General features: G+C 73.4%; 19 protein-coding genes. 5 read left to right on the top strand and 14 right to left on the bottom strand.

Annotated features, from left to right (window positions below):
• Together HZF07_RS17975 and hemL are read right to left on the bottom strand one after the other, a co-directional pair.
• Nucleotides 1-681 (bottom strand): histidine phosphatase family protein, encoded by a 681-nt coding sequence (locus HZF07_RS17975; RefSeq protein ID WP_181645338.1) that lies wholly within the window; start codon nt 679-681, stop codon nt 1-3.
• The gene (gene hemL, locus HZF07_RS17970) at nt 678-2012 is read right to left on the bottom strand and encodes a glutamate-1-semialdehyde 2,1-aminomutase (protein ID WP_181645337.1); all 1335 of its coding nucleotides are present in this window, start codon (nt 2010-2012) and stop codon (nt 678-680) included. The genes HZF07_RS17975 and hemL overlap by 4 nt, the downstream gene beginning before the upstream one ends.
• 273 nt (nt 2013-2285) lie before the next feature.
• Between hemL and HZF07_RS17965 the strand changes: the two genes are divergently transcribed.
• Nucleotides 2286-3566 carry a lytic transglycosylase domain-containing protein gene (locus HZF07_RS17965; RefSeq protein WP_309504830.1) on the top strand — a complete coding sequence of 427 codons (1281 nt, stop codon included), beginning with the start codon at nt 2286-2288 and terminating at the stop codon, nt 3564-3566.
• Nucleotides 3567-3661: 95 nt separating this feature from the next.
• On the opposite strand, the gene hemB is transcribed toward HZF07_RS17965, so the two are convergent.
• From hemB to HZF07_RS17930, 7 genes are all read right to left on the bottom strand, one after another.
• Nucleotides 3662-4663, bottom strand: a complete 1002-nt coding sequence (hemB, locus tag HZF07_RS17960) for a porphobilinogen synthase (protein WP_309504829.1) — start codon at nt 4661-4663, stop codon at nt 3662-3664.
• Nucleotides 4660-6315, bottom strand: a complete 1656-nt coding sequence (locus HZF07_RS17955; RefSeq protein WP_157343545.1) for a bifunctional uroporphyrinogen-III C-methyltransferase/uroporphyrinogen-III synthase — start codon at nt 6313-6315, stop codon at nt 4660-4662. Before HZF07_RS17955 ends, hemB begins: the two co-directional genes overlap by 4 nt.
• On the bottom strand, nt 6312-7295 hold the full coding sequence (gene hemC, locus HZF07_RS17950; RefSeq protein ID WP_157343543.1) for a hydroxymethylbilane synthase: 984 nt from the start codon (nt 7293-7295) through the stop codon (nt 6312-6314). Before hemC ends, HZF07_RS17955 begins: the two co-directional genes overlap by 4 nt.
• Nucleotides 7292-8584 (bottom strand): glutamyl-tRNA reductase, encoded by a 1293-nt coding sequence (locus HZF07_RS17945; protein ID WP_181645336.1) that lies wholly within the window; start codon nt 8582-8584, stop codon nt 7292-7294. The genes hemC and HZF07_RS17945 overlap by 4 nt, the downstream gene beginning before the upstream one ends.
• Nucleotides 8581-9264: a redox-sensing transcriptional repressor Rex gene (locus tag HZF07_RS17940; RefSeq protein WP_157343540.1), complete on the bottom strand. Its 684-nt coding sequence runs from the start codon at nt 9262-9264 to the stop codon at nt 8581-8583. Before HZF07_RS17940 ends, HZF07_RS17945 begins: the two co-directional genes overlap by 4 nt.
• Before the next feature lie 163 nt (nt 9265-9427).
• Complete coding sequence (locus HZF07_RS17935; protein WP_181645335.1) at nt 9428-9673, bottom strand: glutaredoxin family protein; 246 nt, start codon at nt 9671-9673, stop codon at nt 9428-9430.
• Entirely contained in the window at nt 9670-11199 is a 1530-nt protein-coding gene (locus HZF07_RS17930; protein WP_181645334.1) for an AMP-binding protein, read from the bottom strand. Before HZF07_RS17930 ends, HZF07_RS17935 begins: the two co-directional genes overlap by 4 nt.
• Nucleotides 11200-11253: 54 nt before the next feature.
• Here HZF07_RS17930 and HZF07_RS17925 point away from each other — a divergent pair, with 54 nt between their 5' ends.
• The 3 genes from HZF07_RS17925 (at nt 11254) to HZF07_RS17915 (ending at nt 14305) form a co-directional block, all read left to right on the top strand.
• On the top strand, nt 11254-12144 hold the full coding sequence (locus HZF07_RS17925) for an HAD family hydrolase (protein WP_309504828.1): 891 nt from the start codon (nt 11254-11256) through the stop codon (nt 12142-12144).
• A gap of 90 nt (nt 12145-12234) precedes the next feature.
• Nucleotides 12235-13002 carry a sigma-70 family RNA polymerase sigma factor gene (locus HZF07_RS17920; RefSeq protein ID WP_157343536.1) on the top strand — a complete coding sequence of 256 codons (768 nt, stop codon included), beginning with the start codon at nt 12235-12237 and terminating at the stop codon, nt 13000-13002.
• A gap of 79 nt (nt 13003-13081) precedes the next feature.
• On the top strand, nt 13082-14305 hold the full coding sequence (locus tag HZF07_RS17915; RefSeq protein ID WP_157343534.1) for a DUF5667 domain-containing protein: 1224 nt from the start codon (nt 13082-13084) through the stop codon (nt 14303-14305).
• 108 nt (nt 14306-14413) lie between these two features.
• Here the strand turns inward: HZF07_RS17915 and HZF07_RS17910 are convergent, their stop codons facing one another.
• The 5 genes from HZF07_RS17910 to HZF07_RS17890 form a co-directional block, all read right to left on the bottom strand.
• A complete protein-coding gene (locus tag HZF07_RS17910; protein WP_157343532.1) occupies nt 14414-15580 on the bottom strand; it encodes a lysophospholipid acyltransferase family protein in 1167 nt (388 codons plus the stop codon).
• Nucleotides 15573-16613: an NAD-dependent epimerase/dehydratase family protein gene (locus tag HZF07_RS17905; protein ID WP_157343530.1), complete on the bottom strand. Its 1041-nt coding sequence runs from the start codon at nt 16611-16613 to the stop codon at nt 15573-15575. Before HZF07_RS17905 ends, HZF07_RS17910 begins: the two co-directional genes overlap by 8 nt.
• A 21-nt stretch (nt 16614-16634) precedes the next feature.
• On the bottom strand, nt 16635-16736 hold the full coding sequence (locus HZF07_RS17900) for a 30S ribosomal protein bS22 (RefSeq protein WP_008356322.1): 102 nt from the start codon (nt 16734-16736) through the stop codon (nt 16635-16637).
• Between the two features lie 118 nt (nt 16737-16854).
• Entirely contained in the window at nt 16855-17058 is a 204-nt protein-coding gene (locus HZF07_RS17895; protein WP_157343527.1) for a helix-turn-helix domain-containing protein, read from the bottom strand.
• 190 nt (nt 17059-17248) lie between these two features.
• On the bottom strand, nt 17249-18448 hold the full coding sequence (locus HZF07_RS17890) for an acetoin utilization protein AcuC (RefSeq protein WP_157343525.1): 1200 nt from the start codon (nt 18446-18448) through the stop codon (nt 17249-17251).
• 161 nt (nt 18449-18609) lie between these two features.
• On the opposite strand from HZF07_RS17890, the gene trpS reads away from it, so the two are divergent.
• Nucleotides 18610-19578, top strand: coding sequence for a tryptophan--tRNA ligase (gene trpS / locus HZF07_RS17885; protein WP_157343522.1), 969 nt, complete (start codon nt 18610-18612; stop codon nt 19576-19578).
• Nucleotide 19579 lies beyond the last annotated feature (1 nt).

Here is a 19579-nt window from a genome sequence, read left to right as displayed (position 1 = left end):
TCAGGGACGCTTCTCCTCGGGCGCGTTGCCGGCGGAGAACGGCGCGTTGCGGTCCTTGACGGGGATCAGGTCGCCGGCGGGCTCGGAGTAGGCCACCCGGGTGATGCGGTCGCCGGTGAAGTGCAGCGAGGTGAGCGAGCAGAGCGTGCACTCGCGCTTGCGCGGGTCGATGTTCTGCCGGCGCTTCTCGACGTGCAGCCGCGTGGTCCAGATCGGCAGCTGGTGCGAGACGATCACCGCCTCGTGCCCCTCCGCCGCCGCGCGGGCGTCCTCGACCGCCGCCATCATCCGGGCCACGATCTCGTCGTGCGCCTCGCCCCACGACGGCCGGAGCGGGTTGTAGAAGTGCCGCCAGATGCGCGGCCGCTTGACGATCGACCACAGCCCCTGGTCGAAGCTGAGGCCCTCGAGCTTGTTCGCCGACTCGATCACCCGCTCGTCGGTGACGATCTCCAGGCCGCGTGCGGCGGCGAGAGGGCGGGCCGTCTCCTGCGCGCGCTCGAGCGGCGAGACCCGCAGGTGGGTGATGTCGCGGTCCCCGATCGACTCGGCGACCCGCTCCGCCATCCGGTTGCCGAGGTCGGAGAGGTGGAACCCGTCGCGGCGCCCGTAGAGCACGCCCTGGGGGTTGTGGACCTCGCCGTGGCGGAGCAGGTGGACGATCGTCTCGGTCTGCGTCACTGCGAGGACTCCAATGCAGAGGCCGCGGCGCGCGCGGCGTGGGGCAGGGCGTCGAGCACCGTCGAGACGGCGCGGTCGTCGTGCGCGGCGGAGAGGAACCAGGCCTCGTACGCCGAGGGCGGCAGGTAGACGCCGCGCTCGAGCATCTCGTGGAAGAACGCGGCGTACGCCGGCGCGCTGGTCGTCGACGCGTCGTCGAAGTCACGCACCGCGGCCACGTCGGTGAGGAACACCGAGAACATCGTGCCGGTCGACTGGACGACGTGCGCGACACCGGCCGCCGTCAGGGCGTCGGCGGCGGCGGTCCTGATCGTCTCGGCCGCGGCCCCGATGTGGGCGTAGACCTCGTCGGTCGCCAGCCGCAGCGTGGTCAGGCCGGCGGTGGTGGCGATCGGGTTCCCCGAAAGCGTGCCGGCCTGGTAGACCGGCCCCTCCGGCGCGAGCCGCGACATCACGTCGGCGCGGCCACCGAACGCGGCGGCCGGGAAGCCGCCGCCCATCACCTTGCCGAAGGTGACCAGGTCGGGGCGCCAGCCCTCGAGGGCTCCGTCGAGGCCCCACTGACCGAACCGGCTGGCCCGGAAGCCGGTCATCACCTCGTCGCTGACGAAGAGGGCGCCGTTGGCCCGGCAGGTCGCGGCGAGGAACTCGTTGAAGCCGGGCTCCGGCGGGACGACGCCCATGTTGCCGGGCGCCGCCTCGGTGATCAGGCACGCGATCCGGCCGGGGTGCTCGGCGAAGACCTTCTCGACCGCGGCGCGGTCGTTGTAGGGCAGCACGACCGTCAGCTCGGTCGACGAGGTCGGGACGCCGGGGGTCCCAGGGACCGCGAAGGTCGCCAGGCCGGAGCCGGCCGAGGCGAGCAGCGAGTCGACGTGGCCGTGGTAGCAGCCGGCGAACTTCACCACGACGTCGCGGCCGGTGAAGCCGCGGGCGAGGCGGATCGCCGACATCGTGGCCTCGGTGCCCGAGGAGACGAAGCGGACCCGCTCGACCGGCGCCCGCGCCGCGATCTCCTCGGCGAGCTCGACCTCGGGCTCCGTGGGCGCGCCGTACGACGTGCCGCGTGCGACCGCCTCGGCGACCCGGGCCTGCACCTCGGGGTGCGCGTGCCCGAGCAGCATCGGCCCCCAGGAGCAGATGAGGTCGACGTACTCGTTGCCGTCGACGTCGGTCAGCCACGCTCCCGCGGCGGACCGGATGAAGCGGGGGGTGCCACCGACCGCGTTGAAGGCCCGCACCGGGGAGTTCACGCCGCCGGGCGTGACCGCGCGGGCCCGCTCGAACAGGGCGGCGCTGGCAGCCGTCGGGCGGGTCGTCGGTCGAGTCACCCGGCCATTGTCCCCGAGCGGGCCAATCGGCCCCAGTCGAGGGCCGCTGCGGGCCGCGGGGAGGTGGTCCGGGCCACTCCGGGGCGTCTCGCTGCGACGGACAGCGGCCGCACGAGAACGGGTTTCACCGTCATGACCTGCGGGAATGGTCGTCACACCGTCGTAGGGCTGCGGACCTCTGCTGGTCGACGTACCGTAACCACAGAGAGCCAGGGTCGTTTGAATGGCCGTCACCCCGGCGTCGGGAGCGCCACGGGGGCCGAGGGAGCAGGAGTGACGATCGAGATGTCGAGCAACGGCAGACCCAGCCGCTTCGGTCGCGGCCACAAGGCCATGGCTCTGGTCCCGCTCGCCGTGCTCTCGGCCGCGTGGACGGCCAGCGTCGCCACCTCCGGCGCCGCGGGCACCGTGCTGGCCGACGCCGGCAGCGAGCCGATCGTGCTCCCCGACGGCACCAACCTGCCCGCCGGGGCCATCGACGTCCCGGCCAGCGTCTCGACCCCGGGCGGCGTCGCCCCCGGTGTCGGCGGCGCCGACGTCAACCGCGTCGTCTCCACCAGCACGACGTCCGGCATCCCGGCCGCCGCGCTCGCCGCCTACCAGCGCGCCGAGACCGTCATCAACTCCGCCGACACCGCGTGCCACCTCAGCTGGCAGCTGGTCGCCGCGATCGGCCGGGTCGAGTCCGACCACGGCCGCACCGGCGGCAACACCCTCGACGCCCAGGGCGTCGCCCGGCCGGGGATCTTCGGCCCCGCGCTCAACGGCAAGCGCGGCACGACGCGCATCGTCGACAGCGACGCCGGGCAGTTCGACTCCGACACCGCCTGGGACCGCGCGGTCGGCCCGATGCAGTTCATCCCCTCGACCTGGTCGGTCGTGGGCGTCGACGCCGACAGCGACGGGCGCCGCGACCCCCAGGACATCGACGACGCCGCGCTCGCCAGCGCGGTCTACCTCTGCTCGGGCGACGACGACCTCGCGACCACTGCCGGCCAGCGCGCCGCCGTGTTCCGCTACAACCACAGCGAGTCCTACGTCGACCTCGTGCTGTCGATCATGAACGCCTACCTCGAGGGCGAGTTCACCTCGGTCCCCAACGGCGTCACCTCGGCCGGCTACGTCATCCCGCAGTCCTCGGGCGGCGGCGGCCACCACGGCACCGGCACCGGCGGCGGCAAGGGCAACGACCACGGCGGCAGCGGCAACCAGGGCAGCGACGACGGCCCCGGGACCCCGGCCACCACCCCGACGGCCACGGCGTCCTCGGGCGCGACGCCGGCCGCGCAGCCCAGCCAGGGCGGCGGCACCGGGGGCGGCACCGGCACCGGCGGTGGAGGCGGCGGTGGCCCGGTCCCGACCAAGGCCCCGCAGCTGCCCACCGACGTCCCGACGCTCACGCTGCCGCCGCTCCCGTCGACCTCGATCACCCCGGTCGACCAGCTGCTGACCGACGCCCAGGCGCGGGCCCAGTGCCTGCTCGACGGCTACGTCGACAACGTGCTGCGCAACGACGACCCGTTCGACCAGTGCGTGTACGCCTACACCCACTGATCACCGTCGAGTTGGGCCGAAATCACCGCCGAGCTGGGCGGCGTTCGCGCCGAAGGCGCGCATGAGGCCCGACTCAAGCGTCAACCACGCCCAACTCAACGCTGCAGCAGGCGGGCGGCCTCGGTGGCCCAGTAGGTCAGCACCACGTCGGCGCCGGCGCGGCGGATCGACGTGAGCGTCTCGAGGATCGCGGCCTCGCGGTCGATCCAGCCGTGGGCGGCGGCCGCCTCGACCATGGCGTACTCGCCGGAGATGTTGTAGGCCGCCACCGGGACGTCGACCGCGTCGCGGACCTGGCGCAGCACGTCGAGGTAGGCGAGCGCCGGCTTCACCATGACGATGTCGGCGCCCTCCGCGACGTCGAGCAGCGCCTCGCGGACGCCCTCGACCGCGTTGCCGGGGTCCTGCTGGTAGGTCCGGCGGTCGCCCTCGAGCGAGGAGTTGACGGCCTCGCGGAAGGGACCGAAGAACGCCGAGGCGTACTTCGCGGAGTAGGCGAGGATCGAGACGTCGGTGTGCTCGGCGGCGTCGAGCGCCGCGCGGACCACCGCGACCTGGCCGTCCATCATCCCGCTCGGGCCGACCATGTCGACGCCGGCGTGCGCCTGGGCCCGCGCCATCTCGGCGTACGCCGCCAGCGTGCGGTCGTTGTCGACCTTGCCGTCGGGGGTGAGCACCCCGCAGTGGCCGTGGTCGGTGAACTCGTCGAGGCACAGGTCGCTCATCACGGTGAGCGCGTCACCGACCTCGGCGACGACGTCGGTGATCGCGAGGTTGAGGATGCCGGCCGGGTCGACCGCGCCGGAGCCCTCGGCGTCCTTGTGCTCGGGGATGCCGAAGAGCATCACGCCGCCGAGGCCGAGGTCGGCGGCCTCGGCGACCGCCTTCAGCAGCGTGCTGCGGGTGTGCTGGACGACGCCCGGCATCGACGCGATCGGCTGGGGCTCGCTGATCCCCTCGCGCACGAACACCGGCAGCACCAGCTGCCGCGGCTCGACGGACGTCTCCCGGACCATCCGGCGCAGCGCCGGCGTCGTGCGCAGGCGCCGCGGCCGGACCACCGGTCCGACCACGGGAGGGGTGAGCCCCTCGGTCACTCGGCCTTGGCCTTCCGGCGCGCGGACGCCTTGCGGTCCGACGGCTTGGTCACCGGCTGGCCGGACTCGACCAGCGCGAGCCGGCGGGTCGCGCCGAAGTCGGCGAGCGCGTCGACGAGCTCCTCGACGTCGGGCTTGCTCGCCAGGACGTCGACGCGCAGGCCGTGCTCCTCGGCGGTCTTGGCCGTGGCGGGACCGATCACCGCGATGATCGTCGACGCGTGCGGCTTGCCCGCGATGCCGACCAGGTTGCGGACCGTCGAGGACGACGTGAAGACGACCGCGTCGAACTTGCCCGTCTTGATCGCGTCGCGGGTCTCCGGCGGCGGCGGGGCCGCCCGGACGGTGCGGTAGGCCGTCACGTCGTCGCACTCCCAGCCGAGGTCGATCAGGCCGGCGACGAGGTTCTCCGTCGCGATGTCGGCACGCGGCAGGAAGACCCGGTTGATCGGGTCCAGCGCCTCGTCGTACTCGGGCCAGTCCGCGAGCAGCCCGGCGGCGGACTGCTCGCCCGACGGGACGAGGTCGGCGCGCAGGCCCCAGTCGGCGATCGCCTGGGCGGTCTTGTCGCCGACCGCGGCGATCTTGAGGCCGGAGAAGGCGCGGGCGTCGAGGCCGTACTCCTCGAACTTCTCGCGCACCGCCTTCACCGCGTTGACGGAGGTGAAGGCGATCCACTCGTAGCGGCCCTCGACGAGGCCGCGGACGGCCTTGTCCATCTGCTGCGGGTTGCGCGGGGGCTCCACGGAGATCGTGGGGACCTCGTCGGGCACGGCGCCGTAGCCGCGCAGCCGCTCGGAGAGCGAGCCGGCCTGCTCCTTGGTGCGGGGCACCAGGACGCGCCAGCCGAAGAGCGGCTTGGTCTCGAACCAGGACAGCGTCTCGCGCAGGTCGACCACCTCCCCGACCACGGTAACGGCCGGCGGGGCCATCCGGGCGGCACGCGCGTCGGCGGCGATCCGCTCGAGCGTCGAGGTGACGGTGTCCTGCTCGGTCGTGGTGCCGACCCGGGTCATGGCGACCGGCGTCTGCGGGGACCGGCCGGCGGCGACCAGCGCCTTGGCGATGTCACCGATCTGACCGACGGCCGAGAGCAGCACGAGCGTGCGCTTGTCGGCGTACTGGCTCCAGTCGACCTTGTCGCCGCAGGTCACGACGGCGACCTCGCGGTGGTCCTTGGTGGTCAGCGGGATGCCGGCGTACGCCGGGACCGCGGCGACCGACGACACGCCCGGCACGATCTCGAAGGCGAGCCCGGCCTTGGCACACGCCTGCGCCTCCTCGGGGCCGGAGGCGTAGAGGAAGGGGTCGCCGGAGAGCAGCCGGACGACGCGCAGGCCGCGCTTGGCCTGCTTGACGACGACCTTGCCGCGGGCGGCGTGGGTCAGCGGCTGGCCGTCCTCGCCGAAGCCGCCGTCGACGATCTCGGGGCCGGTCGTCTCGGCGGCGTCGCCCTCGGCCGGGGCGGTCAGGCCGAGCACCGCGCGCACCAGGGCGGCGTGCTCGGGCACCTCGGTGACGACGACGTCGGCACGGCGCAGCAGCTCCGCGGCGCGGACCGTGAGCAGCCCCGGGTCGCCGGGTCCGCTGCCCACGAACGACACCCATCCGCGGGGCTGGCTCTGGCTCGGGCTGTTGTTGGCTCGGGTCATGCGTTGTGCCTCTTGTCTAGCTCGGGGTCTAGCGTGTCGTTGCTGGGTCGCGTCAGGTCCGCTGCGCCGTCGGCGAGCATCTCCTTCGCGAGCCGGTCGCCGACGCCGGCGGCGTCGGCGGGGTCTCCGGTGGCGGACATCCGCACCGAGAGCGCCCCGTCGGGTGAGAGCGCTACCGCCCGCACCCAGAGCTCGTCGCCGTCGTCACCCTCGACCACCTCGGCCAGGGCGCCGATCGGCGCCGAGCAACCTCCTTCGAGCGTGGCGAGGACCGCCCGCTCAGCATCCACGGCCGCGCGGGCCCGCGGGTCGTCGAGCGCCTCGCGCAGGACGGCGGCGAGCTCGTCGTCGGCACGGCACTCGACCGCCAGCGCGCCCTGCCCGGGGGCGGGCAGCACCTGGAGCGGGTCGAGCACCTCGGTCACCTCGTCCAGCCGCCCGATGCGGGCCAGGCCGGCGCGGGCGAGCACCACGGCGTCGTACTCCCCGGCCCGCACCTTGGCGATCCGGGTGTCGACGTTGCCGCGCACGCCGACCACCTCGATGCCTAGGCCGAGCGCGAGCAGCTGCGCGGCACGGCGCGGCGAGCCGGTGCCGACCCGGCTGCCCACCGGCAGCTCGCCGAGCGTGAGCCCGTCGCGGGCGACGACGGCGTCGCGCGGGTCCTCACGGCCGGGTACGGCGACCAGGGCGATGCCCTCGGCCGGATAGGTCGGCAGGTCCTTGAGCGAGTGGACGGCGACGTCGACGCGGCCGTCGAGCAGGGCGTCGCGCAGCGCGTTGACGAACACCCCGGTCGAGGCGGCCGCGGCCAGCGGCGTGCCGGCCGCCTGCGTGCGGTCGCCCTCGGTGCTGATCTCGACGAGCTCGACCGCACGGCCCAGGCGCGCGGCGATCATCTCGCCGACCAGCCCGGACTGGGTGGTGGCGAGCACGGAGGCGCGGGTGCCGATCCGGATCGGGGTCTGCGCGGCGCTCATGGCAGGTGCTCCGGCCGGGTCACGGCGTCGACGGCGTCGGGGTCGAGGGCGAAGAGGCGGGCGAGCGCGTCGGCGTAGGAGACCGCGCCGTCCTCGTTGGCCAGCTCCTTGACCCGGACGGTCGGGCGGTGCAGCAGCTTGTCGGCCACCCGGCGCACGGTCTGCAGCACCTCGGCGCGGGTGGCCTCGTCGAGGTCCGGAAGGCGGCCGGCGAGCCGCTCCATCTCGCTGTCGACGACCGAGGTCGCCATCGAGCGCAGCGCGACCACGGTCGGCGTGACGCTCGCCTGCCGGCGGGCGGAGAGGAACGCCGCGACCTCCTGCGTGACGATCCGGCGCACCTCGTGCACCTCGCGGCCCGCGTCGGAGTCGCGGAGCTCGTCGGCGAGCTCGGCCAGGTTGATCAGGGTGACGCCCGGCAGGTCGGCGACCGTGGGGTCGACGTCGTGCGGCAGGGCGAGGTCGATGATGGCCAGCTCCCGGCCTCCGGCGGTCGCGGCCGCGACGGCCTCGCGGGGCACCACGACCCCGGTCGCGCCGGTGCAGGAGACGACCACGTCGGCGAGGGCCAGCTCGGCGGTGAGGTCGTGGAGGGCGGCCGAGCGGGCGCCGTACTCCTCCGCGAGCCGCTCGGCGTTGCCGGACGTGCGGTTGGCGACGGTGATGCTCTCGGCGCCCCGGCGCGCGACGGTCGCGGTCGCGAGGCCGGCCATCGCGCCGGCACCGAGCACCAGCACCCGCTGGCCGGAGAGGTCGCCGAGCGCGGCGTGGCTCCGGTCGAGCGCGGCGCTGACCAGCGACGGCGCCGCCCGGTCGATGTCGGTCTCGGCGCGGGCCCGCTTGCCGACCCGCAGCGCCTGCTGGAAGAGCACGTTGAGGGCCGGACCGACGGTGCCGGCCTCCTGGCCCGCGCTCAGCGCGTCGCGGGTCTGGCCGAGGATCTGGCCCTCGCCGAGCGCCATCGAGTCGAGACCGGCGACGACCTGGAAGAGGTGCGAGACCGCGCCGTCGTCGTAGTGGACGTAGAGGTGCGGGACCATCGCCTCGGCGGTCTCGCCGGCGCGCTCGACGAGCAGCCGGGAGACCTCCTCCACGCTGCCGTGGAAGCGGTCGACGTCGGCGTAGATCTCCACCCGGTTGCAGGTGGCGATCACGGTCGCCTCGGTCACGTGCTCGCAGGCGGCGAGGTCGGTGACGAGCTTGCGGACGCCGTCGGGGTCGAGCGCCACCCGCTCGAGGATGGAGACCGGCGCGGTCTTGTGGGAGATGCCCACGACGAGGACGCTCACGAGGCGGCCCCCTGGGTCTTGCGCTGCTCGTGGTAGGCCAGGATCTGGAGCTCGATCGAGAGGTCGACCTTGCGGACGTCGACCTGCTCGGGCACCGAGAGCACCGACGGGGCGAAGTTGAGGATGCTGGTGATCCCGCAGGCGACCATCCGGTCCGCGACGTCCTGGGCCGCGACGGCCGGGGTGGCGATGACGCCGATCGCGACGGCGTGGTCGCTGACGATCTGCTCGAGGTCGGAGAAGGGGCGCACCTCGAGCCCGGCGACGACCTCGTCGTGCCGGGCCTCGTCGGCGTCGAGGAGCGCGACGACCCGGAAGCCGCGGCTGCGGAAGCCGGAGTAGTTGGCGAGCGCCTGGCCGAGGTTGCCGATGCCGACGATGACGACCGGCCAGTCCTGGGTCACGCCGATCTCGCGGGCGATCTGGTAGCGCAGGTACTCCACGTCGTACCCGACCCCGCGGGTGCCGTAGCTGCCGAGGTAGGAGAGGTCCTTGCGCAGCTTGGCGCTGTTGACGCCGGCGGCGCCGGCGAGCTCCTCGCTGGAGCAGGTGCTGGTGCCCTGCTCGGACAGCGTCGTGAGCGCCCGGAGGTAGACGGGCAGCCGGGCGACGGTCGCTTCGGGAATATCCCGAGCGGCCTCGGGTGAAGGACGTGCGGTCACTGCTCTTGTCTTCTCCATAGCCAGGGGCTGCTGGGCCGTCGTCGAACGCGTGGAGGAAGCCCGTCCAAGCGTCCGGCGGCTCGCTCACATTAGGCGCTTGTGAACGCGAGAACAAAACCGACGAGGGGGCTGTCGGTGGCGGCGCCTAGCACATGTGACGTGGACCACGTCATCAGGGTGGTCAGGAGGACAGCGCGGCGCGCAGGCGTTGCTCGTCCACCCGCCAGAAGTCGTGCTGCCGCCCGTCGACGAGGGTCACCGGGATCTCTTCGCCGTACCGCTCCCGCAGCACCGGGTCGTCGTCGATCGAGACCTCGACGTACGACGTGCCGAGGTCGGCGCACACGCGCTCGATGACCACCCGGGCGTCGTCGCACAGGTGGCAGCCGGGCCGGGAGTAGAGCGTGACCCGCGCCGGGACGCTCACTCCAGCAGCCCCAGGTTGCGGCGCCGCTCCAGGCCGCGGAGCCGGCCCTTCTGGACCTTGCCGGTCACGGTGCGGGGCAGCTCGTCGACGACCTCGATCCGGGCCGGCTGCTTGAACCGTGCCAGGCGGGTCGCGCAGTGCTCCCGGACGGCCTCCGCGATCGCGGCGGGATCCTGGCCCGGGGCGCGGACGTAGACGACCACCGCCTCACCGGTCAGGTCGTCGGCGACGCCGATCACTGCGGCCTCCTCGACCCCGGCCACCTCCTCGACGACGTCCTCGACCTCGACGGGGTAGACGTTGAAGCCGGAGACGATGACCAGCTCCTTGAGCCGGTCGACGAGGAAGAGGTCGCCGCTGTCGTCGAGGAAGCCGACGTCGCCGGTGGCGAACCAGCCGTCGGCGTCGGGGCCGCCGGCGCCGTCGGGCCAGTAGCCGCTGAAGAGGTTCGCGCCCCGGATCGAGATCTCGCCGGCGTCGCCCTCGTCGGGCGCCCGGCCGTGGTCGTCGACGAGCCGGATCTCGATGCCGGGCAGGGCCGCGCCCACCGAGCCGACCTGCAACGTGTCGCTGCACAGCGTGCTGGTGACGACCGGCGACGCCTCGGTGAGGCCGTAGCCCTGGTGGACCGGGACCCCGGCGTGCTCGGTGAACTCCTCGACCACCTCGGGGGCGAGCGGAGCGGAGCCGGACAGGATCAGCCGGACCGGTCCCATCCGCTCCCGCAGGTCCGGCTCGCCGCGCCAGTAGGCGAAGACAGGAGGCGCCACGGGCACCACGCTGCACGCCTCGTCGTCGATGATCGCGAGCGTCTCCTGCGGGTCGAAGCGCTCGACGAGCACGAGCTTCGCGCGCCGGCGCAGCACGCTGCCGAGCACGGCGTTGAGGCCATAGACGTGGAAGAGCGGCAGCACGCCGAGCACGACGTCGTCGCCGTGGATCATCGGCGGCTCGACCCGCGCGCACTGCTCGACGTTGGCCAGCAGCGCACGGTGGGTGAGCATCGCCGCGCGCGGCAGGCCCGACGTGCCGCTCGTGTAGAGCAGCGCGGCGAGCTTCTCGGGGTCCTGGAGCGGCGGCACCGGGCGCGCGGGCGCTGCCCGCAGGTCGTCGTACGACGACTCGCCGACGACCGCGACCCGCGGCGGCGTGGCCAGGTCGGCGACCGCCCGCCGCACCGCGGCGGCCGTCGTCGGGTCGGCGACGACGAGGCGGGAGCCGGAGTCGTCGATCATCCGGGCCAGCTCGCCGACCGCCGAGCCGGGGTTGACCGGGACGGCGACCGCCTGGGCGCGGAGCACACCGAGGTAGGTCGTGACGAACTCGAGCCGGTTGCCCTGGGCGATCATCACCCGGTGCCCGCCGAGCACGCCGGCGGTCGTCAGGCCGGTGGCCAGCCGCGCGACCTCGTCCTCGAGCTCGGCCCACGTCAGGCTGCGGCCACCGGCCTCGACGAGTGCGAGCCGGTCCGGGCTATCCGCAGCAGCGTTGGCGACCAGCTCGGCCACGTCACGGATCGCGGACATGGAGGCGATCCTTCCACACGGCGCGGCCCCTGGTTGTGGGTCTACCCTGCCGATGTGACGTCCCCCGACCGGAGGCCCCGACCCCTGAACCTCCAGACGCGGTCGAAGCTGGCGGGCGAGGCCGCGGCGGCCGCGACCGAGGTGGAGTCGGCACTGCTGCTGCCCTCGGATCCCGATGCCGCCGCGTTCTTCGACGTCGACAACACCGTCATGCAGGGCGCCAGCATCTTCCACCTGGCGAGGGGGCTCTACAAGCGCAAATTCTTCTCCAAGCGCGAGATCCTCGGGGCGGCCTACAAGCAGGCGTACTTCCGGTTCGCCGGCGTCGAGGACCCCGATCACGTGGCGGAGGCGCGGACGTCGGCGCTGAGCTTCATCGCCGGCCACACGGTCGCCGAGCTGGAGGAGCTGGGCGAGGAGATCTTCGACGAGGCCATGGCGCACCGGATCTGGCCGGGCACCCGCGCGCTCGCCCAGCTGCACCTCGACGAGGGCCAGCGGGTGTGGCTGGTCACCGCGGCTCCGATCGAGATCGCCCGCATCATCGCCCGCCGGCTCGGCCTCACCGGAGCCCTCGGCACGGTCGCCGAGCACGCCGACGGCGTCTACACCGGCCACCTGGTCGGCGACATGCTGCACGGCCCGGCGAAGGCCGAGGCGATCAAGGCGCTGGCCGCCCGGGAGGGGCTCGACCTGCGCCGCTGCTCGGCGTACTCCGACTCCTACAACGACCTGCCGATGCTCTCGCTCGTCGGCGACCCGTGCGCGATCAACCCGGACGCGAAGCTGCGGGCCTACGCCCGCGAGCAGGGCTGGCGGATCCGCGACTACCGGACCGGACGCAAGGCGATGCGGGTCGGGCTCGCCGCCGGCGCGGTCGCCGGGGCGATCACGGGCACGGTCGCCGGGGCGGCCGCGCTGCGCGGCCGCCGCGACCCCTCCTGAGGTCCATACCCCGGCTCGGTCTGGCCCAGGAGGAGTAACTCGCGTTTACTAGGGAATGGCTACGTGGGGAGCAGCGGGAGGAATCGGTTCATGCCGCAGGTGGGTCACGACGTCGCGCGCGGACTCGAGGTCCTGCGCCGCCTCGTCGCGGAGGCGCTCCTCATCGAGCGCCCCCACCTCGCGCTGCCCGGCGGCCCGGCGCCCGCCGGGATGCTGCTCACCGAGGCGGCGACCGGGGCCCGCGGGCCCGGCGGCGGGTACGACGACGCCGACCTCGCGGCCTCCTCCGAGGAGGACGAGGCCGAACGGACGCGGCTGATCGGCCTCGTCGAGCTGGCCCGCCAGGGCGACGCCGACGCGTTCGGCCTCCTCTACGACCACTACCAGGGCTCGGTCTACCGGTTCCTCTTCTACCGGACCCGCTCCTCGACGCTGGCCGAGGACCTCACCTCGGAGACGTTCTTCCGCGCGTTGCGGAGCATGAACAACTTCCGCTGGCAGGGCAAGGACTTCGGCGCCTGGCTGATGACGATCGCGCGCAACCTCGCGACCGACCACTTCAAGTCCGGCCGCTCGCGCCTCGAGCTCACCACGGAGGACATGAGCCTCCACGACGACGCGGCCGACGACGGGCCCGAGCGGACCGTGCTGACCGGCCTCACCAACGAGATCCTCATGCAGGCGCTCACCGAGCTGCCCGCCGAGCAGCGCGACTGCCTGGTGATGCGCTTCCTCCAGGGCATGAGCATCGCCGAGACGGCCGCCGTCCTGGGGCGCAGCGACGGTGCGGTCAAGCAGCTCCAGCTGCGCGGCGTACGCAACCTCGCGAAGCTGATGCCGGAAGGGATCCGGGATTGATGCGGACTCCGAACGAAAACGTTTGCCCAGGGCGGCCTCACGCCGTAACCCTGCCGTCGCGCACCTCGTTGAGGTCGACATGACATGGGGGAAGTCGGCGCAGCGGCGCGCCGAGGAGTTCAACACGCTGGTCGAGCGCCAGCCGGTCGGCGCGCCCGACCCACGAGACGCCGAGCTCTTCGAGCTCGTCGGCGCGCTGCGCGCCGTACCCGAGGCGCAGCCGCGGGCGGAGTTCACCGCCGACCTGCGCAGCCGGCTGATGGCCGAGGCCGCCACCGCCCTGGTCCCCGACGACGTCGCGCGGCTGCGGCTGCCGGCCCGGCACACCAAGCGCGAGCGCCGGATCGCGGCCCTCGTCGGCGGCCTGGTGGTCGTCGGGGCGTCCGCGTCGGTCGCCGTCGCCTCGCAGTCGGCACTGCCCGGTGAGTCGCTCTACCCGATCAAGCGGGCGCTCGAGGGTGCGCAGAGCGGTCTCGCGTTCGGCGAGGCCAGCCGCGGCGCCCGCCAGCTCGACGCCGCCGGCAACCGCCTCGACGAGGTGGCCGCCCTCACCTCGGACCCCGGCGTCGGCACCGACGCCCAGGTCGCCCGGACGCTGTCGGCGTTCACGACGCAGGCCACCAACGGCGCCGACCTGCTGCTCTCCGACTACGCCCACCGCGGCGACGAGGAGTCGATCGCGGACCTGCGCGACTTCGCCTCCACCAGCCTCGACGAGCTCGAGGAGCTGGAGCCGGCGATCCCGTTCGAGGCGCGCGACGAGCTCGTCGACGCGGCCCGAACGGTCGCGCAGATCGACGCCGAGGCCGTCCAGCAGTGCCCCGAGTGCGGCGGCGCGGCGATCACGGCCGTGCCCCCCGCGCTGCTGGCGGCCGAGAACATCACCGTGCCCGCCGTCCCCGTCGTCAGGGCCCCCGAGCCCGCGGCGACCCCCGACCCGAGCGGCAAGCCCGGCCGCGGCCGGGGTAGCACCGGAGCCGACGGACCTGCGCTTCCCGACGTCGATGGCAGCGCCGTGCCGCCCGGCAGCGTCGCCGACCCCGGGTCGCTGCCGACGCCGACCGCCGGCCCCTCGCAGGCCACCGACCCGGTGCGCGCCCTGACCGAGGGCCTCACCAGCGCCCTCACCGGCCAGGGCGGCGGCCAGACGCAGGCGCCCGCCGGCGGCCAGACCGGCTCCACCACCGGCCCGGTCACCGGCCTGGTCACAGGCGTCACCGAGATCCTCGAGGGCGTCCTCCAGCCGATCACCCCGCCGGCGCTCCCCACTCCCCAGGTCCCCCAGGTCCCGCAGCTGCCCTGACCCCCGGACGACTGACTCGGCTGGCGCCGAGAGTCGTCGAGTGACGCAGACGCGCCCTTCCCGCCCCCGCCCAGGGGCCATTTCGCGTCTCTCGACGAGGAACGGCCGTCAGCGGAAGACGGACTGCCGCTGCATGAGCAGCGAGTACAGCGTCTGCTGGATGGTCTCGCGGACCTGGTCGGTCACGTTGAACACCAGCATGGGGTCGTCCGCGGCACCGGGGTCGAACTCGTCGGTGCGGATCGGCTCGCCGAACTCCAGCAGCCACTTCGACGGCAGTGGGACCAGGCCGAGCGGGCCGAGGAGCGGGAAGAACGGCGTGATCGGGATGTAGGGCACCCCGAGCAGCCGGGCCAGCGAGGGCAGGTTGCCGACCAGGGGGTAGATCTCCTCGGCGCCGACGACCGAGAGCGGGACGATGGGCACACCGGTGCGCAGCGCCGCGGAGACGAAGCCGCCGCGGCCGAACCGCTGGAGCTTGTAGCGGTCGGCGTAGGGCTTGCCGATGCCCTTGAAGCCCTCGGGCCAGACGCCGACCAGCTCGCCGCCGCGCAGCATCCGCTCGGCGTCCTCGTTGCAGGCCAGGGTCGCGCCGCCCTTGCGGGCCATCGAGCCCACGAACGGGAGCCGGAAGACCAGGTCGGCGCCCAACGGGCGCAGGAACCGGCCGATCTCGTCGTGGATCGAGACCATCGTCATCAGGCCGTCGACCGGGACCGTCCCGGAGTGGTTGGAGACGACCAGCGCCCCACCCTCGGTCGGGATGTTCTCGATGCCGCGGACCTCGATGCGGAACCACTTCTGGGCGATCGGCCGGAGCGCGGACATGAAGAACCGCTCGGTCACCTCGCGGTCGAAGCCGTACTCGTCCACGACGTACTGGCCGGACACCCGACGCCGCAGGAACGCGAGGAACCGGGCGAGCTGCGGCTCCCAGTCGTCGCCGAACACCTCCAGCGCCGCGCCCTGCACGGCCGCCAGCCACTCGGCTGCGGGGATCCCGTCGGCGGCGGTCGGGACCTCGGTGGTCACCGGCGCGCGCGGCGCCGCCACCGGCGCCTCCACGGTCTCCGCCGCGGGCTTGGGCTTGGACTTCGGCCTGGGCCTGACCGCGGCCGTGGGGGGCGCGGCCTTCTTGGCGGGCGCCGGCTTCGTCGCGGGCGCTGGCTTCTTGGCGGGCGCCAGCCCGCGCGCGGCCGAGGACGGGGACGACGCGCCGGTGCCGCGGCCCGGGCGGCCCCGCGTGCCGATCGGGATGATCTCGGCGTCACCCATGCGGGCCACCTCCCGCGGCGGGCTCGGGCAGCCGGGCGCTGGCTCGGGCGAGCGCCCGCTCGAGGTGCCCGCCGGTCGGCGTGAGCGAGGCGGCGAAGTCGGCGAAGGCGCTCGCGGTGGTGTGCTCGGGCTCGAAGCCGAGCGACGTGCGCATCCGGGTGGTGTCGACGCCGCGCCCGAACGTGAGGAACGCGGTCTGCTCGGGCGAGAAGTCCGCGAGCCGGGCGCTGCGCAGCGCGGAGCCCATGTTGCCCATCATGAAGGTCGGCAGCGGCAGCGCGGGCCGCTGCAGCCGGCGGACCGCCTGGCTCAGCATCAGGATGCCGTCACCGGCGACGTTGTAGGTGCCGGCGGTCTCGGTGAGCGTGGCGTGCCGCAGCACGGCCATCAGGTCGCGGTCGTGCAGGAACTGCAGCCGCGCGTCGTGGCCCAGCACGGTCGGGATGACCGGGAGCCGGAAGTACGTCGTGAGCGGGCTGCTGACCTCGGGGCCGATGGCGTTGGCCATCCGCAGGGTCGTGACGCGTACGTCGGGGCGCCGGCGGGCGAAGCCGCGGACGTAGCCCTCGATCTCGGCGACGTCCTTGGCGTAGCCCGACCGGGGCGAGCGCCGCGGGCCCATGTCCTCGGTGAACATCGCGGGGTCGCGGCTCGACGCGCCGTACACGGTGGTCGTCGACTTCACGACCAGCGCCTGCAGCCCCGGCGCCTTCTGGCAGGCGGCCAGGAGCTGCATCGTCCCGATGACGTTGAGCTCCTTCATCGTGTTCCGCCCGCCGGCGCTGCCGGGGGTGGAGATCACCGCCATGTGGACGACGGTGTCGACGTCCTCCTTGACGATGATCTTCGCGATGACCGGGTTGCGGATGTCGGCCCGGATGAAGGAGACCTCGCCGATGTCGCCGCGCGGCGGCACGGCGTCCACGCCGATGACCCGCGCGATCCGCGGGTCGTCCGCGAGCGCGCGCGCGAAACGCCGACCGAGGTCACGCGAGACCCCGGTGACGAGGACGACCTTGCCGGCGCTGCCCATCAGCGACGAGCGGGTGGCCTACTACTTGCCGAGCTTGCGACGCTGGACGCGCGTCTTCTTCAGCAGCTTGCGGTGCTTCTTCTTGGCCATGCGCTTGCGTCGCTTCTTGATGACAGAACCCACGGGGAAACCTTTCAACAGCCGTACAGCTGCCCCCCGGATCGGCCGGAGGACCGGCCCAGCCTATCCGCCGCAGCGCGAGCGGGCAGAATCGGCCGGTCGTTCCGGACCGGGAGCGCCGTCAGCCGGCGTTGTAGAAGCTCTTGCGGAGGTACTCGTCCACGTCGGACTCGAGGACGCGGAACGAACGGCCGACCCGGACGGCAGGGAGCTCGCCGCCGTGGACGAGCCGGTAGACGGTCATCTTCGAGACCCGCATCATCGCCGCCACCTCGGCAACGGTGAGGAACTTCGACTCGGAGATGTCCCCAGAGCTGGTAGCCATCGTGCACCGATTCTTTCTGTCTGACGCGCCACCGGCTTCCCCACCGGTGATCGCACGCGTCACGCATCCGTGAGAATAGGGCCTGTTGTGACTCGTGGGGAAGGGGTTCACCAAAGAAGCCAATGCGACGCGGCGTGTCCGCTTGCATCGCCGTGGCGAATCCCCACGGTGTCGTTCCTGCGGGGTCAGGTCAGGGCAGCGGGTCGAGGCCGTGCAGGGGGAAGGTCTCCATCCGGGTGGCGTGGATCGTGCGGTCCAGCCAGGTCTCCGGGTCGTAGCCGTCGCGCCAGTCGCGGTACGCCGGGCTCCGGCCGTCGGTGAGCCGCATCGGGGCCACCCGGCCGAGGCTCTCGCGCACGTGCTCGCGCCACGCGCCCGGCGTCTCCGTCAGCGGGTCCAGCGGCGCACCCGACACGATCGAGAGCAGGTGGCTCCAGGCCCGGGGCACCACCTCGACGAGCGCGTAGCCGCCGCCACCGGTCGCCACCCAGCGCCCCTCGCAGAGCTCGTGGGCGAGCTCGTGCAGGGCGAGGTACGCCGCCCGCTGGCCGTCGACGCTGAGCATCAGGTGCGCGAGCGGGTCGTCCGCGTGGGAGTCGCAGCCGTGCTGGGTGACCAGGATCTGCGGCTTGAACTCGCGCAGGAGCGGCGGGACGACGGCGTGGAAGGCGCGCAGCCACCCGGCGTCCGCCGTGCCCGGGGGGAGCGCCACGTTGACGGCGTACCCCTCGGCCTCCGGGCCGCCCACGTCACGGGGGAAGCCGGTGCCGGGGAAGAGCATCTGGCCGGTCTCGTGCAGCGAGATCGTGAGCACGCGCGGGTCGTCCCAGAACACCCGCTCGACACCGTCGCCGTGGTGGACGTCGACGTCGACGTACGCGACCCGGGTGGCGCCCTGGTCGAGCAGGCTCCGGATCCCGACAGCGACGTCGTTGTAGATGCAGAAGCCGCTGGCCCGGTCGGGCATCGCGTGGTGCAGGCCACCGGTGATGTTGGCGGCGTGCAGCGACTCCCCGCTCCACACCTGGCGGAACGCCTCGACGCTCGCCCCGACGATGTGCGCGGTCGCGTGGTGCATGTCGCGGAAGACCGGGTTGTCGTCGGTGCCGAGGCCGTGGGCGCCGTCGACGGCCCTCGGGTCGCGGCCGGCGCGCATGACCGCCTCGATCAGCGCGGGGTCGTGGACGGTGGCGATGAGGTCGTCGCTGGCCACCGGCGCGGGCACGACGCGGAGGCGGTCACCGACGATGCCGAGCTCGGTCGCCAGGCGCATGGTGAGGTCGACGCGCAGCGGCGACATCGGGTGCGCGGGGCCGAAGTCGTACTCGGTCAGGCTCGCGTCGAAGACGACGGACGCCGGCCCCGGACACTCGACCGACGACTGCGACATGTGACGGACGCTACCGCTACCCTGGGTGCGTGCTGACGACCCGTACCACCCAGTGGTGGCCCGCCTGACGGCGGCCCGCCTCTCAGCACACCCACCTCGACGGCCGCCCACGGGCGGCCGTTCGTCATTTCTGCCCGTGGGCTCTCATCCCAGGAGATCCCATGAACCACCCCGACCGACGCACCCTCTCGCTGCTCACCCCGAGCGGCCACCTCACCCTCGGCAACCTGCTCGGCGCGCTGCGGCCGATGGCGGCCGGGCAGCACGAGGCCGACTGCTTCTACGGCATCGCCGACCTGCACGCGCTGACCACGCCGCACGACCCTGCCCGGCTGCGCGACACCGTCCGCGAGACAGCGACCCTGCTGCTGGCCGCCGGCCTCGACGAGTCGACGCTCTTCGTGCAGAGCCGGGTGCCGACACACGCCCAGCTCGCCTACCTGCTCGAGTGCACGGCACACACCGGCGAGCTGAACCGGATGATCCAGTTCAAGGAGAAGGGCCGCGGCGTCGACTCGACCCGGGTCTCGCTCTACACCTATCCCGCGCTGATGGCGGCCGACATCCTGCTCTACCGCCCGCAGCAGGTGCCGGTCGGCGCGGACCAGCGCCAGCACGTCGAGCTGACCCGCGACCTCGCGATCCGCTTCAACAGCGCCTACGGTCCGGTCTTCACCGTCCCCGAGGTGACCGTGCCGCCGGTCGGCGCGCGGGTGATGCGGCTCGACGAGCCGACCCGCAAGATGGGCAAGTCCGACGCCTCGGCGGCCGGCGTCATCGCCCTCCTGGACAGCCCGGACGTCGTGCGCCGCAAGGTCGCGCGCGCGGTCACCGACTCCGACGCCGGTGCCGACGCCGTCCGCCGCTCCCCCGACAAGCCGGGCGTGACGAACCTGCTGGAGATCCTCGCCGCGTGCGGCGCCAGCGCCGACGGGCTCACGACGTACGGCGCTCTCAAGCGCGCGGTCACCGACGCCGTGGTCGCCGAGCTCGAGCCGCTGCAGAAGAGGTACGTCGAGCTCGCGGCCGACCCGGCGCACGTGGACGCGGTGTTCCGCGCCGGGGCCGAGCGGTGCCGCCAGGTCACCGCGCCCGTGCTGGCCGCGGCCGAGGCGGCGATCGGGTTGTGAG

Origin of the sequence: Nocardioides agri, assembly GCF_013778305.1 — a bacterium.
GTDB classification, from domain to species: domain Bacteria; phylum Actinomycetota; class Actinomycetes; order Propionibacteriales; family Nocardioidaceae; genus Nocardioides; species Nocardioides agri.
The sequence above is the reverse complement of the archived record's forward strand: the minus strand, read 5'-3'. Positions and strand labels throughout refer to the sequence as shown.

Bases quoted from the DNA above. Each gene is read 5' to 3' on its own strand.
- HZF07_RS17955 (WP_157343545.1), bottom strand. From the start codon at position 6,315: ATGACCCGAGCCAACAACAGCCCGAGCCAGAGCCAGCCCCGCGGATGG.
- hemC (WP_157343543.1), bottom strand. From the start codon at position 7,295: ATGAGCGCCGCGCAGACCCCGATCCGGATCGGCACCCGCGCCTCCGTG.
- HZF07_RS17940 (WP_157343540.1), bottom strand. From the start codon at position 9,264: ATGGAGAAGACAAGAGCAGTGACCGCACGTCCTTCACCCGAGGCCGCT.
- HZF07_RS17930 (WP_181645334.1), bottom strand. From the start codon at position 11,199: ATGTCCGCGATCCGTGACGTGGCCGAGCTGGTCGCCAACGCTGCTGCG.
- HZF07_RS17920 (WP_157343536.1), top strand. From the start codon at position 12,235: ATGCCGCAGGTGGGTCACGACGTCGCGCGCGGACTCGAGGTCCTGCGC.
- HZF07_RS17915 (WP_157343534.1), top strand. From the start codon at position 13,082: ATGACATGGGGGAAGTCGGCGCAGCGGCGCGCCGAGGAGTTCAACACG.
- HZF07_RS17910 (WP_157343532.1), bottom strand. From the start codon at position 15,580: ATGGGTGACGCCGAGATCATCCCGATCGGCACGCGGGGCCGCCCGGGC.
- HZF07_RS17905 (WP_157343530.1), bottom strand. From the start codon at position 16,613: ATGGGCAGCGCCGGCAAGGTCGTCCTCGTCACCGGGGTCTCGCGTGAC.
- HZF07_RS17895 (WP_157343527.1), bottom strand. From the start codon at position 17,058: ATGGCTACCAGCTCTGGGGACATCTCCGAGTCGAAGTTCCTCACCGTT.
- HZF07_RS17890 (WP_157343525.1), bottom strand. From the start codon at position 18,448: ATGTCGCAGTCGTCGGTCGAGTGTCCGGGGCCGGCGTCCGTCGTCTTC.
- trpS (WP_157343522.1), top strand. From the start codon at position 18,610: ATGAACCACCCCGACCGACGCACCCTCTCGCTGCTCACCCCGAGCGGC.